This window comes from Delftia sp. JD2 (assembly GCF_001682645.1).
Lineage (GTDB): Bacteria > Pseudomonadota > Gammaproteobacteria > Burkholderiales > Burkholderiaceae_C > Comamonas > Comamonas acidovorans.
On the sequence record NZ_LFJT01000019.1, the window covers coordinates 1 to 15725 of the forward strand.

The window sequence follows — 15725 nt, forward strand, 5'->3', positions numbered from 1 at the left end:
GGCGGCCCGACGCAGGCGCTGACATACGGGGGGTGGAGGCGGGCCGTCGCTGCGCTCGGCCTGGTTTTGAAAACATCCAGCTACTACACTTGCGGGAGGCCGAAAGGCCCGGTGTGTCGAAGCATCTTTTCAACAGCGTTTGTGACCCCCAGCGAAAAGTGGGGTTCTGTTGTACCCAGATTTCTGGGGCTGGCGCGTTCGTGCGCGCAAGTAGGAGCCAAGACATGCACCCTCTCACCGCCGTACAGGCGAACTCTCCCCAACCACCCCTTCTTCCCACCTGGCAGCAGGCCATGCATGCTTCGCTGGGCCTGGTGCACAGCACGCTGCAGCAGTTGATCGAGCTGATGACCGACGATCCCGACAGGGACGACAGTGAAATCGATGTGGACTGCGTCGTGGAGCTGGCGCTGGAACACATCAAGCGCATGAGTGTCCAGCAGCACGCGGACCGCTATGCCTTCGAGGTGGAATGGGTCAAGGCAACGGCGGCGCTGCGGCTGGCGCAGGGCGCCTTCGGGCGGCCGGAATCACGCTTCGGCTTGCGGCTCAAGGACGCCATCCAGCAGCTGGAGATGCTGCCGGAGCTGGTGGAGTTCGTGGACCAGGGCGACGACGAGTGATGTGACCTGCACGCCAGCGCCGGGGTACGGCGTTGGTGGCGTTGGCGTGCAAGGGAAGATATCTGCGGATATCAGAGCGTCTTGAACACTTCGCGCGCGGCTTCGATGGTTTTGTCGATGTCCGCGTCCGTGTGCGCGGCGCTCACGAAGCCGGCCTCGTACAGGGCGGGCGCGAAGTAGTGGCCGCGCTCCAGCATGCCGTGGAAGAAGCGGTTGAAGCGTGCGCCATCGGTCTTCATGACCTCGGTCCAGGTGCTGGGCAGCTCGGGCAGCAGGTAGAAGCCGAACAGGCCGCCCTGGTGGTCCACGCTGAAGGGCACGCCGGCGGCGTCGGCCTCGGCCTTGAAGCCGGCCATCAGGCGGCCGGTCTTCGCGTGCAGGGCGTCGTGGAAGCCCGGCTCGCTGATCAGCTCCAGCGTCTTGAGGCCGCAGGCCGTGGCAATGGGGTTGCCCGACAGGGTGCCGGCCTGGTAGACCGGGCCCAGGGGCGAGAGCTTTTCCATGATCTCGCGGCGCGCGCCGAAGGCCGCCATGGGCATGCCGCCGCCGATGACCTTGCCCAGCACGGTGATGTCGGGCGCAAAGCCTTCGATCTGCTGGGCGTACAGGCTCTGGGCGCTGCCCAGGGCCACGCGAAAGCCGGTCATCACCTCGTCGTAGACCATCAGCGCGCCATGCTCGCGCGTGAGTTCGCGGATGCGGCGCGTGAAGGGCACGCTGGCGCGCACGAAGTTCATGTTGCCGGCAATGGGCTCCATGATCACGCAGGCGATCTGGTCGCCGAACTGGGCGAAGGCCTCCTCGAGCTGGCCCACGTCGTTGTATTCCAGCACCACGGTGTCCTTGACCACGTCCTGCGGCACGCCGGCCGAGGAGGAGGCGCCAAAGGTCGCCAGGCCCGAGCCGGCCTTGACCAGCAGGGCGTCGGCATGGCCGTGGTAGCAGCCGTTGAACTTGATGATCTTGTTGCGGCCCGTGAAGCCGCGCGCCAGGCGCAGCGCGCTCATGCCGGCCTCGGTGCCCGAGCTGACCATGCGCACCATGTCCATGGAGGGCATGAGCGAGAGGATCTTCTCGGCCAGCACGACCTCGCGCTCCGTGGGGGCGCCGAAGGAGAAGCCTTCCAGCGCGGCGGCCTGCACGGCGGCCATCACCTCGGGGTGGCCGTGGCCCAGGATCATCGGACCCCAGGAGCCGATGTAGTCGGTGAACTGCTGGGCGTTCTCGTCCCAGAAATGCGCGCCCTGCGCACGGCGCACGAAGCGCGGCGTGCCGCCCACGGCGTTGAAGGCGCGCACGGGTGAATTCACGCCGCCGGGGATCACGGCCTTGGCGCGTTCGAACAGGGGAATATTCAGGTCAGTGGTCATAGTGCAGGAGTCTGCCATGTGCGGGGTACAAGCCAGAGGCGCCAAGCCAAGGGCGCAGCCGCTCAGGGGCGGCCTGCCTCAATGCTTGGTGTCATGGGGAGGCATCACGAAGCCTTCGATGGCCTGGGTGTCGGCGTCAAGCTCGGTGAGCGGCTCGGCGGCCTCGGCGTCTTCGTCCTCGGGTTCGGGCTGGGCCCAGAACATGCGGTCCGGGATGAAGTGGCCCATGCCGGGGCGAAAGCCGCTGTCCAGGCTGCGGTCCAGGTACTCCAGCGCCTCCTGCGTGGCCAGCCCCAGGTCGTTGCCGCTGGCCACCAGAGCCGCCAGCGCGGCCGACAGGGTGTCGCCCGAGCCGGTGAACGTGGCGTCGAACATCTCGTACTTGCTGTTGCCCAGCACGGACTGCGCCGTGGCCAGCACGTTGTCCACGAACTGGTCGGGCAGGGGGATGCCGGTGACCAGCACGTAGGGCACTTCCAGGGCCTCGGCCGCCATGGCGATGTCGCGCGCCGTGGGGCTGCGGCTGTTGCTCCAGTCGGGCAACAGCCAGCGGCACAGCGTACTGTGGCTTCCAACCAACACCGAGGTTTGCGGCAGCACAAGCTCCTTGAGCGCGTCCATGTACTGGTCGAGCGGGTCTTCCTCCCACCACGACAGGTCCGGCATGTAGCAGACGATGGGGATGTCGGGATAGTCGGAAGCTATCTCGGCGATCGCCGCCAGGTTGCCCGGGCTGCCCACGAAGCCGACTTTGATGGCGGACACGGGTATGTCCTCCAGCACGGCGCGCGCCTGCTCGGCCACGGCCTCGTCGTCAAAGGGAAAATGCTCGAAGATCTTGGCCGAATCGCGTGCGTAGGCACCCGTGACCACGGGCAGCGGATGACCGCCGACCGAGGCGATGGTGGCGATGTCGGCCGACAGGCCACCTGCTCCGCTGGGGTCGCTGGCGTTGAAGACCAGCACGCATACGGGAGCGGTTTCGTCCACCAATTCGGTGTCGGGACTGGGGGAGTTGGAGGGGTTCAATGCCATGGCTCAGCCCAGTTTGCGCCCCGCCAGCGAAGGCCGTGGCGGGTGGTTATGACTAGATACAATCGTTGCATTCTATGTGAAGGCCCTTTAAGCTGTGACCGACCCTAAAACTTGGATGTGCTTGATCTGCGGGTGGATCTATGACGAGGCGCAAGGCTGCCCCGAGCGTGGCATCGCACCCCAGACGCGTTGGGATGACGTGCCCATGAATTGGACCTGTCCCGAATGCGGTGCACGTAAAGAAGACTTTGAGATGGTCGAAATCTGAGCGCGGGACCACCCGCGCCGACTCATACATTTCCGGGAGGTTTCTCAGTGACGACATCGGGCGCACCCTTGCGCGTACTCGTGGTGGATGACAGCAATACCATCCGCCGCAGCGCAGAAATCTTCCTCAAACAGGGCGGGCACGAAGTGCTCCTGGCCGACGACGGCTTCGACGCACTGTCCAAAGTCAACGACTATCAGCCCCAGCTGATCTTCTGCGACATCCTCATGCCCAAGCTGGACGGCTACCAGACCTGCGCCATCATCAAGCGCAACGCGCGCTTCTCCGATACGCCCGTGGTCATGCTCTCGTCCAAGGACGGCGTATTCGACAAGGCGCGCGGGCGCATGGTGGGCTGCCAGGACTACCTCACGAAACCCTTCACCAAAGACCAGCTGCTGCAGGCCGTGGAGCAGTTCGGCAAGCAAACCATAGGAGCACTTTGATGCCCATCCGCAAAGTCCTGGTCGTGGACGATTCCAAGACCGAACTGATGTTTCTGTCCGACATGCTGCAAAAGCAGGGACTGCAGGTACGTACGGCCGAGAACGGCGAAGAGGCCCTGCGCAGCCTGGCCGAAGACCGGCCCGACCTGATCCTGATGGACGTGGTCATGCCCGGCCAGAACGGCTTTCAGCTCACGCGCGCCATCACGCGCGACCCGCTGTACGCGGACCTGCCCATCATCATGTGCACCAGCAAGAACCAGGAAACCGACCGGGTCTGGGGCATGCGCCAGGGCGCGCGTGACTACATCACCAAGCCGGTGGATGCAGGCGAGCTGCAGGCCAAGATCGCGGCGCTGAACTGACGCGGTGCGCTGGCCATGGCGAACCGTGAAGCACTGCGCGATCTGCAATCCCGTCTGGCCGGCCGTCTCCAGGCCGCACGCAGCGAAGGCGTCAAGGTGGCGGCCTGGCTGGCCGTCCAGGCCGGCGGGCGCAACTACCTGATGCCGCTGGGCCAGTCCGGCGAGATCTTTCCCTGGGCCGGCGTACAGCCCGTGCCCTATACAAAGCCCTGGTTCCTGGGCATTGCCAACCTGCGCGGCACCCTGGCCGGGGTGATCGACCTGGCCAGCCTGCTGGGCCATGGCGTGGCGCGCAGCGAACCGGCGCTGGCCGAGTCCAGCCTGCTGGCCTTCAATGCCGCGCTGGAGGTGAACGCCTCCCTGCTGGTGGACCGCCTGCAGGGCCTGCGCAGCGCCGACGCCTTTGTGCGCACCGAGCCCGCGCCCGAGCAATCCCCCGCCTTTTTCGGCCCCGTGCATATCGATGAAGCGGGCCACCGCTGGCAGGAGCTGCAATTGCAGCGCCTGTCCCAAACCTCCGAGTTTCTGAGCATTCGCGCCTGAGTTTCTGAAGGTCGTCCCATGTCATTCTTGCAACGTCTTGCAAATCGCTTCCAACGCAAGCCGGCCGACTCCGGCTCGGGCGCGGACAACAGCATGCTCGGAGACACCGTCTCCCAGGATATGTACGCACTCGATGCGTCCATGACCGTGCAGGGCGCGCCCGACGCCATGCCGGGCGACGCCGGCGCAGTCCTGGACCAGGAAACGGTGGTCCTGCCGCTGCTGGGCCGCGCGCCTGCCGCGCGCCACCAGCGCACGCTGTCCACGCTGCTGGGCGTTTCCGTGCTGGCCCTGGTGCTGGCGGCGGCATGGGCTCTGCGCCAGGCGGACGGCTCGGCACAGCAGCTGGCCGCCACCGGCCAGGCCCTGATGCAGTCGCAGCGCCTTGCCAAGTCGGTGTCGCAGGCGCTGACTGGCGCGGCACCTTCGTTTGCGGACGTGCAAGACAGTGCGGGCGTGCTGGCACGCAACGTGCGCGCCCTCACCTCGGGCGATGACTCCATGGGCGTGCGCCCGCTGGGCGGCGCCTACGCCGACGAGCTGGGCCAGATCATGCCGCTGATGGAGCGCGCCGAGCAAAGCGCCAAGGTGGTGATGGAGCAAAAGCAGATCCTGACCCAGGTCGGCGACGCGCTGCGCACCATCAACCGGCAGTCCTCGGATCTGCTGGAGATCGCCGAAACCATCTCCTCGCTCAAGCTGCAGCAGGGCGCCAGCCCCGCCGAGATCTCGGCCGCAGGCCAGCTGGTGATGTTGACCCAGCGTATCGGCAAGTCGGCCAACGAATTCCAGACCGCCGAAGGCGTGAGCCCCGAGGCCGTGTTCCTGCTGGGCAAGGACTTGAACTCGTTCAAGGAAATCTCCGAAAGCCTGCTGGGCGGCAGCAGCGAACTGCGCCTGCCCCCCACGCGCGACGCCCAGACCCGCGAGCAGATCGAGGCACTGATCAAGCTCTACGAAGAGACCCGCACCGAGGCCAGCGCCATTCTGGGCAACCTGCAGGGCCTGGTCTCCGCCCGCGAGGCACAGACCGCCATCAATGCCGACAGCGAACCGCTGCGCCGCCAGCTGGAAGACCTGCAGACCAAGCTGCAAAGCGGCGCCGGCATCGGCTCGCTGCCCATGGGCCTGCTGGCCCTGGCCACCGTGCTGGTGCTGCTGTGCGGCGTGGGCCTGTCCCGCGTGCAGCTGCTCGACAGCCGCCTGCGCCAGGAAGCTGCCGAACGCCGCCAGGAAGAGTCGCGCGTGCAGGAGCATGAAGCCAAGCGCATCAACGACGCCAACCAGGCCGCCATTTTGCGTTTGATGAACGAGCTGCAGTCGGTGGCCGAGGGCGATCTGACGCAGGAAGCGACCGTGACCGAGGACATCACCGGCGCCATCGCCGACTCGGTGAACTACACGGTGGAAGAGTTGCGCGCCCTGGTGGGTAGCGTGCAGAACACGGCAACGCGCGTGGCGCAGACCACGGCCGAGGTGGATGCCAACTCCACCGAGCTGCTGGCCGCATCGACCGAACAGCTGCGCGAGATCCGCGAAACCGGCCGCTCCGTGCTGGACATGGCCGGCCGCATCAACGAGGTCTCCACCCAGGCGCAGGAATCTGCCCAGGTGGCGCGCCAGTCGCTGGAAGCTGCGGACCTGGGCCTGAAGGCCGTGCAGAACGCCATCGGCGGCATGAACTCCATCCGCGACCAGATCCAAGAAACCTCCAAGCGCATCAAGCGGCTGGGCGAATCCTCGCAGGAGATCGGCGAAATCACCGAGCTGATTTCCGACATTACCGAGCAGACCAACGTGCTGGCGCTGAACGCCGCCATCCAGGCCGCATCGGCCGGTGAAGCCGGTCGCGGCTTCTCGGTGGTGGCCGAAGAAGTGCAGCGCCTGGCCGAACGCTCGGCTGACGCGACGCGCCAGATCGCGGCGCTGGTGAAGGCGATTCAGACCGACACCCAGGATGCCGTGGCCGCCATGGAGCGCTCCACCCAGGGTGTGGTCGAGGGGGCCCGCCTGTCCGACTCCGCCGGCACCGCGCTGACCGAGATCGACTCCGTGTCGCGCCATCTGGCCGAGCTGATCGAGCTGATCTCCTCGTCCACCTCGCGCGAAGCCGTTCTGGCCAACGACGTGGCCGAGAACATCCAGCACATTTTCGCGGTGACCGAGCAGACGGGCGAAGGTACGCGCACCACGGCACAGCAGGTGCGCGAACTCTCGCACATGGCCGAGGAACTGCGCCAGTCGGTGGCGCGTTTCAAGATTGCCTGACCCGGTCCAACATAGCTATGCACAGGCCCTAGGGGCTTGGGGAACTGTCCATGTCAGTGGTTGACGAATCGCAAACGGGCGCGGCGCAGGCCGCGCACACCGAACAGGACCTGGGCCCGCTGGCCTGGGTGCTCGATGAGCTGCGCAAGTCGCTGGAAGGGGCGAGCAAGGCGGTGGCCCGTTTCGTGCGCGATGCCGATGCGGCACGCGCCTCGGACCTTGAGGAGCTTGACACCTCGGCCCTGCGCATCGCCCGCCAGCAACTGCACCAGGCCTGCGGCGCCCTCGAAATGGTGGGCCTGGGCTCTCCGGCCCTGGTGCTGCGCGGCATGGAAAGCGCCGTGCAGCGCTTTGTGCAGCGCCCCGAGCTGTGCACCGACCAGGCCGCCGCCACGCTGGAGCGCGCCAGCTTCGCGCTCATCGAATACCTGGAAACCGTGCTGGCCGGCAAGACCGTCTCGGCCGTGGCCCTGTTTCCCCAATACCGCGACACCCAGGCGCTGGCCGGCAACGACAAGGTGCACCCGGCCGACCTGTGGCCTGCCGAGCGCCGCGCGCGCGAGCCCGAGTGGGCGCGCCAGCCCGAGCCGCTGGCCTACGGCCCCGATGCCCGGGCCCTGCTCGACGGCGTGGTGCTGCGCATGGTCAAGAGCGACGACCGCGAGGCCGCCGCCCAGATGCGCGACCTGTGCCTGCGCTTTGCCGTGGGCCAGACCGAGGATGTCACCGCGCGCAGCTTCTGGAAGGTGGCGGCCGGCTTCTTCGACGCGCAGTCGCGCGGGATGATCGTTGTTGACCTGTACGTCAAGCGCATGGCCTCGCGCGTGCTCATGCAGTACGCGGCCATGGCCAAGGGCGACCGCACGCCGCCTGCGCGGCTGCTGCAGGACCTGCTGTTCTTCTGCGCCCAGGCCCGCCCTGCCGAGCAGGCTGGCGCCGCCCTGCAGGCGGTGCGCCAGGCCTACGGCATGCAGGCCCAGCCCCAGGTGGACTACCAGCAGACACGCTTTGGCCGCTACGACCCGGCGGTGCTGGTGCAGGCGCGCAAGCGCATCACCACGGCAGCCGATACCTGGTCCGCCCTTGCCGGCGGCGACCGTGCCCGCACCAAGACCGTGGTGGACCAGTTCGCCCAGGTGGCCGAATCCCTGGTCAAGCTGCACCCGGCCAGCCATGGCCTGGCGCGCATGCTGATCAAGGTGGCCGAAACCGTGGCCCGCATCGGCGAGCCGCCACCGGCCGAACTGGCCATGGAAGTGGCCACCTCCGTGCTCTACCTGCAGGCGGCCTTTGCCACCATGGACATGGGCGACGAGGAACTGGCCGAGCAGTCCTCCAACCTGGTCCAGCGCCTGGAGGAATCCCTGCAGGGCGCGCCCGCGCGTCCGCTGGAGCCCTGGATGGAGGAGCTGTACCGCCAGGCCAGCGACCACCAGACCATGGGCTCGGTCGTGGGCGAGCTGCGTGCCACGCTGGCCGAGGCCGAGCGGCACCTGGACCAGTATTTCCGCAATCCTGCCGATGCCACCGTGCTGGCACCCGTCTCGGGCCAGATGGCGCAGATGCGCGGCGTGCTGTCCGTGCTGGGCCTGGACCAGGCCACGCAGGCCATGCAGCGCATGCGCGAGACCGTGGAACGGCTGGTGCTGGGTGAGATCGACGACGCAGAACGTCCCCAGGTGTTCGAGAAACTGGGCAACAGCCTGGGCGCCATGGGCTTTCTGATCGACATGCTGAGCTACCAGCGCAGCATGGCGCGCAAGCTCTTCGTCTATGACGAGGCCGAAGGCGGCCTGCGCATCCTCATGGGCCGTCGCGGCCACCGGGCCGATGATGCGGGCAAGGCGCCCGAGCAACTGCCCGCCCTGGATACCGCCGCCGTGCCGCCGCAGCGCGAAGCCGTTGCCGTGGCGCAGCCGCTGCCCGTGCCGCAGGACGCCATCGCCGAGCCGCAATCTGCCGCGCCCTCCACGCCGCCCCCGCCGCCCCCGGCTCCCGTGGACATCGCGACCGAGCCGCTGGCCCAGCCCACGGCCGCCGAGCAGGACGCGCTGGCCGATGCCGCGGAACTGGCGCAATTCGCCAAGGCCCTCGAAGCGCCGGCCGAGCCGCTCTTCCAGCTGGACCAGTCCCTGGCCGAGCCAGAGCCCGCAGCCGAATCCGCGCCTGAAACCGTTTCTGAATCCGTCTCTGCATCCGTGTCCGAGCCCGTGCCCCCGCCGGCCGGCCTGTCGGTCTCGGAAGAAGACTCGGACGACGAACTGCTGGGCATCTTCCTGGAAGAGGCCCGCGAGGTGGTGGACAACGGCCTGCAGGCCCTGCGCGCCCTGGCCGACGAGCCGGGCAACCTCAGCGAGCAGACCACGCTGCGCCGCGCCTTCCATACGCTCAAGGGCAGTTCGCGCATGGTGGGCCTGGATGAATTCGGCGAAGCCGGCTGGGCCATGGAGCAGATGCTCAACGCCTGGCTGGCCGAGCAAAAGGCCATGCCCCAGCCCATGCAGGAGCTGGCCAGCGATGCGCTGCGCGCCTTTGGCGCCTGGGCCTCGGCCATAGAGCGCCACCAGGCCGACGCCTGGCAGGCCACGCCTTTCCGCGCTGCGGCCGATGCCATGCGCCTGGAAGGCCTGCGCGCCGACGTGGCCCTGGTGCCGCGCACTCCGCGTGCCGAGCCCCTCGCACAGCCCGAACCCGAACTCGAGCCCGCACCCGCACCCGCCGCAATCGAGGAATTCGCGCCCGTGGCCCAGGAGCCGCAGGCAGAACACCTGGATGCGCCCGAGCAGGCCACGCCCGCCCAGCCCGCCCAGACCTCTGGCGAGCTGGACTTTGCGCTGGACTTCGACCTGCTGGAGCCGGACCCCCAGCCTTCGGCCGCCGCGCCGCAGGAGTCGCTGGAGACACTGACGCCGCAAGCCGCCGAGGCGCCTGCCGAACTGGCCACCGACGCCGTCGAGGAACTGGACTTTGCGGCCTTCGAAGCAGCCATGCGCGACAGCGAGCAGGAGGCCCTGGCCGTCGTCGCGGGCGACCCGCCCGCGCTGCCCGAGGCCGCCGCCATCGAAGCCGAAGCCATCGCGGCCGAAACTGAAACTGAAGCACCGCAAGCCGCCGTGCCCCTGGCGCCCTTCGAGGGGCTGGACCTGGATCTGGGCCTGACCCCGGCAGCGGCACCCGCCGAAGCGATCGAGATGATCGCGGTGCCAGAAGCGGTCGAAGCGGTCGAAGCGCCAGAAGCGGTTGAAGCATCCGACGCAGTCGAGTCGGTCAAGGCGCCCGAGGTGCCCGAGGCAGAAACCCCGCAGGCCGAAAAGTCCGGCGACGAGGATCTGTCCGGCATCGACGCCGATGGCTTCAAGGTCGTGGATGGCCTGCGCATCAGCGCGCCGCTGTACAACGTCTACCTCAACGAGGCCGACGAATGGTCGCGCCGCCTGGACCTGACGCTGCAGCAATGGGCGACCGAGCCCGGCGAGCCCGTGCCCGACGACGCCGTCGCCTTTGCGCATTCGCTGGCCGGAAGCTCGGCCACCGTGGGCTTCAAGGCCTTGTCGGACCTGGCGCGCCTGCTGGAACATACGCTGACCCATCTGCAGCCGCAGCGCTGTGGCACGCCCGACCAGGTTGCCGCCTGCGTGGCGGCCTCCGACGAAGTGCAGCGCCTGCTGCACCAGTTCGCCGCCGGTTTCCTCAAGACGCCCCAGCCGGGCGTGGAAGAGGCCCTGCAGGCGCTGCTGGCGCTGGACATCGAGGCCGCAGACGCGCCGGACAGCCGCCTGGACGCGCTGGAGCAGCTGGACCAACTGGACCAGCTGGACCAGCTGGACCAGCTGGAGCCTCAGGACGCCAGCGATGGCACGGACGCCGTGCTCGACGCCGGTGCCCAGGCGCAGACACCGTCGGTGGCGCCCCTGGCCTACTCCATGCGCCCCCTGGTCAACGATGCGCGCCACGAGGCCGAGCTGCAGCGCCGCATCGACGAGGCCATCGCCCATGCCGTGGCCGTGGGCAGCGACCTGGACGATGACATCGATGCGCTGGACGAGGTCGATCCCGACCTGTTCCCCATCTTCGAGGAAGAGGCCATCGAGCTGCTGCCCCGCCTGGGCGCCGCGCTGCGCCGCTGGCATGGCCGGCCCTCGCTGGACGAGGCGCGCCACGAAACCCTGCGCGCCCTGCACACGCTCAAGGGCAGTGCCCGGCTGGCGGGCGCCATGCGCCTGGGCGAGATGGCCCACCGCCTTGAATCTGCCGTGGAGCGGGTCGATGGCGAATCTCCGACCGCCGAGCAGATCGAGCCTTTGCTGGGCAGCTTCGACGCGCTGCAGGCCGGCTTCGACGTGTTGCGCGTGGCCGGTGAGCAGGCGCAGGAAGCGCCGCTGGACCTGGGCGATGAAATCTCCCTCGACGAGCCTGCAGCGGCTGCGGCCTCCGACGCATCGGCAACGGCTGGATCACCGGCGGCCGCGGCCCCTGTGCCAGCGCCTGTCACTGCGCCGCTGCGCGCCGGTGCCCAGCAGACGGTGCGCGTGCGCGCCCAGCTGCTGGACCGCCTGATCAGCCAGGCCGGCGAGGTGCTGATTGCGCGCTCGCGTGTCGATGCGCGCCTGGCCCAGGCCCGTGGATCGCTGGACGAGCTGGCCGGCAACCTGGAGCGCCTGCGCATGCAGCTGCGCGACATCGAGGTCCAGGCCGAGAGCCAGATGCAGTCGCGCCTGGCCCTGTCCAAGGACTCGGCCGTGGGCTTCGACCCGCTGGAGTTCGACCGCTTCACGCGCGTGCAGGAACTCACCCGCATGATGGCCGAGTCGGTCAACGACGTGGCCACCGTGCAGCGCAACCTGCAGCGCGACATGGCCGGCGCCGAGGACGACCTGGTCGCCCAGGGCCGCCAGGCCCGCGAGTTGCAGCGCGACCTGCTGCGCACGCGCATGGTGGAGTTTGACTCCCTGGCCGAGCGCCTGTACGCCGTGGTCCGCCAGACCTCCAAGGAGATGGGCAAGCAGGTGCGGCTGAACATCCTGGGCGGCACCATTGAAATGGACCGGGGCATGCTGGACCGCATGATGCCGGCCTTCGAGCACTTGCTGCGCAACTGCGTGGCCCACGGCATCGAGTCGCCCGAGCAGCGTGCCGCCGCAGGCAAGCCCGCCATGGGCACCATTGAAATCATCCTGAGCCAGGAGCGCAACGACGTGGCGCTGTCGGTGGAGGACGATGGCGCCGGCCTGAACCTGCAGCGCATCCGCGACAAGGCCGTGGCCCAGGGCCTGTGGCCCGAGGACCAGACGCTGACGGAGCAGGACGCCGGCCGCCTGATCTTCGAGCCCGGCTTCACCACGGCCACCGAGGTGACCGGCGTGGCCGGGCGCGGCATCGGCATGGACGTGGTGCGCTCCGAAGTCAACGCGCTGGGCGGCCGCATCGAAACCCACAGCGAGGCGGGCCGGGGCAGTGCCTTCCGCCTCGTGCTGCCGCTGACGACCGCCGTCACCCAGGTGGTCATGCTGCGCGCGGGCCAGTTGCTGGTCGGCGTGCCCGCCAGCCTGGTGGAAATCGTGCGCCGCGCGCCGCTGGAGCTGCTGCAGCAGGCCTATGCCAGCCACAGCTTCGAAGACGGCAGCGAGACCCTGCCGTTCTACTGGGCCGGCGCGCTGTGGCAGTCCTCGCTGCGCAGCGAGGAAACCGTGGGCCGCACCCGGCCCGTGGTCATCCTGCGCAGCGCGGCGCAGCGCATTGCGCTGCACGTGGACGAAGTGCTGGGCAACCAGGAAGTGGTGATCAAGAACCTCGGCCCCCAGCTGGCCCGCCTGCCCGGCCTGACCGGCATGTCGGTGCTGGCCTCGGGCGCCGTGGTGCAGATCTACAACCCCGTGGCGCTGGCCAACGTCTATGGCGACGAGGTGCGCGCCCGTACCGAAGAGGCCGAGCGCGCCGCAGGCCAGGGCGACGGCGAAGCCGTGCTGGCCAGCGCAGGGCCGGCCTCGGTGCCGCTGGTGCTGGTGGTGGACGACTCCATCACCGTGCGCCGCGTCACCCAGCGCCTGCTGCAGCGCGAAGGCTACCGTGTGGCCCTGGCGGCCGACGGCCTGCAGGCCATGGAGCGCCTGGCCGAGGAGCGGCCGACCCTGGTGCTGTCCGACATCGAGATGCCGCGCATGGACGGCTTCGACCTGCTGCGCAACATCCGCGCCGACGAGGCCCTGCGCGACCTGCCCGTGGTCATGATCACCTCGCGCATCGCCCAGAAGCACCGCGAGATGGCGCGCCAGCTGGGCGCCAACCACTACCTGGGCAAGCCCTACTCGGACGAGGAACTGCTGGGCCTGATCCAGCACTACTCCCTGCAGGGCGGCAGCATCAGCGGCGGCCCGCTGGCGCCGCAGTCGCTGCAGGTGGACAGCGAGCCCCTGGGCGAAGGGGCCTGAAGGCTGGTGGCCTGAACAAAAAAAGAGCAGCATCCGCTGCTCTTTTTTGTTTCAACGGCCCGTGCGTGAGGCCCATTTCGAAGTGCTTATGATGTGCAGGATTCTGTACAACTCCTGGGGGAGCCGAACATGGCCATTTCTGCCGGTGACGTGATTCCGCTGTCGCAAGCCAGGGCACACCTGTCTGAACTGGCCGACCAGGTGAAGGCAGGGGCCGAGAAGATCATCACCAAGAACGGTGAGAGCTACGTGGCCATCATCGACGCCCAACGGCTGGGCTACTACCATCAGCTGGAGCGCGAGCGAATCCATTTGCTGCTGATCGACGATGCCAGCCAAGGCCTCGCGGATGTGGCGGCGGGCGAGGTCAAGGATGCGCGCAGCACGCTGGGCGCCATCAAGCGCCGACGTGCTGCCAGGGCGGCCGGGTAATGCATAGCACGCCCTGAACGCGGCCTCGCAGCATGGCAGTCAGGAGCACCGTCAAGCTCACGGGCAACTTCGAGCGGAACCTGCAAGTGCTTGAGGACTTCCTGATCGAGGCCCAGGCCCCGCACGCCTTCGACGCGCTGCTGGACGAACTGACGGAGACCGTCATCCCCAATCTGGAAAGCTTCCCTGGCATGGGTCGCTCGTTTCTTGAGCTGCCGGCTCGCTCGGTCGAGGGCGCCAGGGGTTTGGCACGTCTGAAGAAACAACTGGGCTCACTCGACAAGGACGGCGAGCTGCGTGAGTACGTGATGGCCCACTATCTGCTGCTGTATGCGCGGATCGGGGGCACGGTTTACCTGCTTTCGATCCGCCACCAAAGGCAGCTTTCCTTCGATTTTCCGAATCACTGGACCCTGCAGCGATGAGGTGGGCAGTGGGAATCATTTGGAGTCGTCGGCCGCCTGCTTGACCACGCCGTAGCGGGCCAGCGTGCGCTCGCGCGCGGCTGCGTGGTCCACCACGGGATGGGGGTAGTCCGTGCCCAGCACCACGCCGGCCTCGGCCAGCTCCAGCGGCCGGGCCTGCCAGGGCGCGTGGCGCAGCGCGGCGGGCAGGCGGGCCAGCTCGGGCACGTAGCGCTCGATGAAGCGCGCGTCGGCATCGAACTTCTGGCTTTGCGTGATGGGGTTGAAGATGCGGAACCAGGGCTGGGCGTCGCAGCCCGTGGAGGCCGCCCACTGCCAGCCGCCGTTGTTGGCCGCCAGGTCGAAGTCGTTGAGCTGGCGCGCAAACCAGGCCTCGCCCCGGCGCCAGTCTATGCCCAGATCCTTGACCAGAAAGCTGGCCGCCACCATGCGCAGCCGGTTGTGCATGTAGCCCGTGGTGTTGAGCTGGCGCATGGCGGCATCGACCAGCGGATAGCCGGTGCGGCCCTCGCACCAGGCGGCGTACAGCGCATCGGCCTCGGGGCCGGTATCCCACACGATGGCGTCGTAGGCGGGCTTGAAGCTGGCGTGCACCACGTGCGGATGGTGGGCCAGGATCTGGAAATAGAAGTCGCGCCAGATCAGCTCGGACAGCCAGGTGGCGGCGCCCTCGGCATCATGGGGCTGGCTCTGCGTCTGCTCCCAGGCCAGCCTTGCCAGGCGGCGGATGGAGACCGTGCCAAAGCGCAGGTGCACGCTCAGGTAGCTGGGGCCCTTGACGGCGGGAAAGTCGCGCGCCTGCTTGTAGCGCGGCAGGCGCGGCAGGAAGTCGGCCAGCAGCTCCTCGGCGCCAGCGCAGCCCGTGGGCAGGCGCAGGCCGTCCAGCGTGCCGGCCTCAAAGCCCAGGTCGGCTGCGGTGGGCACGGGGCGGCGCTCGCCTTCGGGGCGCGTGGCCAGGCGCTCGGGCAGGTCGCGCTCGCTGGGATAGGCGGACAGGAAGAAGGGCGTGATCTGGCGCAGCCAGGCGTTCTTGTACGGGGTGAACACCGAGAACGGCGCGCCGGCCTGGGTCAGCACCTCGTCGCGCGCAAAGACCATGTGGTCCTTGAAGCTGTGCAGGGCCACGCCCTCGGCGGCCAGGGCCTGGCGCACGCGGGCGTCGCGGGCCAGGGCGTCGGGCTCATCGTCCCAGTTGCAGAACACGGCCCGGGCGCCGAGCTGCCGGGCCAGGTCCGGGATCTGCTCTGCGGGCTGGCCACGGCGCACGATGAGGCCGGTGTCGGCGCGGCCCGAGGCCTCGCGCAGCGCATCGTCCAGCCCGCTCAGGCTCTGGCAGATGAACTCCACGCGCCGGTCTGCACGGGGCAGGGGGGCGAGGATGTCGTCGTCGAAGATGAACACGCAATGCACCTGCCTGCACTGGCGCAGCGCGTGGTAGAGGGCAGCATGGTCGGCCAGGCGCAGGTCGCGCCGCAGCCAGACCAAGCCCACAGGGTAAGAAGGTGGCATGGATCGCCGGTAA

Annotated in this window: 12 protein-coding genes; 9 read left to right on the forward strand and 3 right to left on the reverse strand. The window is 68.4% G+C overall.

The features are described from left to right. Positions 1 to 224 precede the first annotated feature (224 nt). Entirely contained in the window at positions 225 to 623 is a 399-nt protein-coding gene (locus tag ACM14_RS12430) for a hypothetical protein (RefSeq protein ID WP_043824200.1), read from the forward strand. 71 nt (positions 624 to 694) lie between these two features. Here the strand turns inward: ACM14_RS12430 and hemL are convergent, their stop codons facing one another. Both hemL and ACM14_RS12440 read right to left on the reverse strand, forming a co-directional pair. Next, the gene (gene hemL, locus ACM14_RS12435; protein WP_013804032.1) at positions 695 to 1993 is read right to left on the reverse strand and encodes a glutamate-1-semialdehyde 2,1-aminomutase; all 1299 of its coding nucleotides are present in this window, start codon (positions 1991 to 1993) and stop codon (positions 695 to 697) included. Between the two features lie 78 nt (positions 1994 to 2071). Further along, complete coding sequence (locus tag ACM14_RS12440; RefSeq protein WP_012203499.1) at positions 2072 to 3028, reverse strand: bifunctional hydroxymethylpyrimidine kinase/phosphomethylpyrimidine kinase; 957 nt, start codon at positions 3026 to 3028, stop codon at positions 2072 to 2074. 115 nt (positions 3029 to 3143) lie between these two features. Between ACM14_RS12440 and ACM14_RS30610 the strand changes: the two genes are divergently transcribed. From ACM14_RS30610 to ACM14_RS12475, 8 genes are all read left to right on the forward strand, one after another. After that, entirely contained in the window at positions 3144 to 3296 is a 153-nt protein-coding gene (locus ACM14_RS30610; protein ID WP_084027357.1) for a rubredoxin, read from the forward strand. Between the two features lie 47 nt (positions 3297 to 3343). Beyond that, positions 3344 to 3742, forward strand: a complete 399-nt coding sequence (locus ACM14_RS12445) for a PleD family two-component system response regulator (RefSeq protein ID WP_012203501.1) — start codon at positions 3344 to 3346, stop codon at positions 3740 to 3742. Next, positions 3742 to 4107, forward strand: a complete 366-nt coding sequence (locus ACM14_RS12450) for a PleD family two-component system response regulator (protein ID WP_013804030.1) — start codon at positions 3742 to 3744, stop codon at positions 4105 to 4107. Before ACM14_RS12445 ends, ACM14_RS12450 begins: the two co-directional genes overlap by 1 nt. 15 nt (positions 4108 to 4122) lie before the next feature. After that, positions 4123 to 4650, forward strand: coding sequence for a chemotaxis protein CheW (locus ACM14_RS12455; protein WP_012203503.1), 528 nt, complete (start codon positions 4123 to 4125; stop codon positions 4648 to 4650). A gap of 18 nt (positions 4651 to 4668) precedes the next feature. Further along, on the forward strand, positions 4669 to 6918 hold the full coding sequence (locus ACM14_RS12460; protein WP_012203504.1) for a methyl-accepting chemotaxis protein: 2250 nt from the start codon (positions 4669 to 4671) through the stop codon (positions 6916 to 6918). Positions 6919 to 6968: 50 nt separating this feature from the next. Continuing rightward, positions 6969 to 13346 carry an Hpt domain-containing protein gene (locus ACM14_RS12465; protein ID WP_065346300.1) on the forward strand — a complete coding sequence of 2126 codons (6378 nt, stop codon included), beginning with the start codon at positions 6969 to 6971 and terminating at the stop codon, positions 13344 to 13346. 129 nt (positions 13347 to 13475) lie between these two features. Continuing rightward, positions 13476 to 13778 (forward strand): type II toxin-antitoxin system Phd/YefM family antitoxin, encoded by a 303-nt coding sequence (locus ACM14_RS12470; RefSeq protein WP_043824197.1) that lies wholly within the window; start codon positions 13476 to 13478, stop codon positions 13776 to 13778. Between the two features lie 32 nt (positions 13779 to 13810). Further along, a complete protein-coding gene (locus ACM14_RS12475; RefSeq protein WP_065346301.1) occupies positions 13811 to 14203 on the forward strand; it encodes a type II toxin-antitoxin system RelE/ParE family toxin in 393 nt (130 codons plus the stop codon). Between the two features lie 15 nt (positions 14204 to 14218). Here the strand turns inward: ACM14_RS12475 and ACM14_RS12480 are convergent, their stop codons facing one another. Continuing rightward, the gene (locus ACM14_RS12480; protein WP_065346302.1) at positions 14219 to 15712 is read right to left on the reverse strand and encodes a deoxyribodipyrimidine photo-lyase; all 1494 of its coding nucleotides are present in this window, start codon (positions 15710 to 15712) and stop codon (positions 14219 to 14221) included. Between the last annotated feature and the right edge of the window lie 13 nt (positions 15713 to 15725).

What these genes read in the sequence shown, in the direction of transcription:
- ACM14_RS12430 (WP_043824200.1), top strand. Translation starts at nt 225, where the DNA reads ATGCACCCTCTCACCGCCGTACAGGCGAACTCTCCCCAACCACCCCTT.
- hemL (WP_013804032.1), bottom strand. Translation starts at nt 1,993, where the DNA reads ATGACCACTGACCTGAATATTCCCCTGTTCGAACGCGCCAAGGCCGTG.
- ACM14_RS12440 (WP_012203499.1), bottom strand. Translation starts at nt 3,028, where the DNA reads ATGGCATTGAACCCCTCCAACTCCCCCAGTCCCGACACCGAATTGGTG.
- ACM14_RS30610 (WP_084027357.1), top strand. Translation starts at nt 3,144, where the DNA reads ATGTGCTTGATCTGCGGGTGGATCTATGACGAGGCGCAAGGCTGCCCC.
- ACM14_RS12450 (WP_013804030.1), top strand. Translation starts at nt 3,742, where the DNA reads ATGCCCATCCGCAAAGTCCTGGTCGTGGACGATTCCAAGACCGAACTG.
- ACM14_RS12455 (WP_012203503.1), top strand. Translation starts at nt 4,123, where the DNA reads ATGGCGAACCGTGAAGCACTGCGCGATCTGCAATCCCGTCTGGCCGGC.
- ACM14_RS12460 (WP_012203504.1), top strand. Translation starts at nt 4,669, where the DNA reads ATGTCATTCTTGCAACGTCTTGCAAATCGCTTCCAACGCAAGCCGGCC.
- ACM14_RS12465 (WP_065346300.1), top strand. Translation starts at nt 6,969, where the DNA reads ATGTCAGTGGTTGACGAATCGCAAACGGGCGCGGCGCAGGCCGCGCAC.
- ACM14_RS12470 (WP_043824197.1), top strand. Translation starts at nt 13,476, where the DNA reads ATGGCCATTTCTGCCGGTGACGTGATTCCGCTGTCGCAAGCCAGGGCA.
- ACM14_RS12475 (WP_065346301.1), top strand. Translation starts at nt 13,811, where the DNA reads ATGGCAGTCAGGAGCACCGTCAAGCTCACGGGCAACTTCGAGCGGAAC.
- ACM14_RS12480 (WP_065346302.1), bottom strand. Translation starts at nt 15,712, where the DNA reads ATGCCACCTTCTTACCCTGTGGGCTTGGTCTGGCTGCGGCGCGACCTG.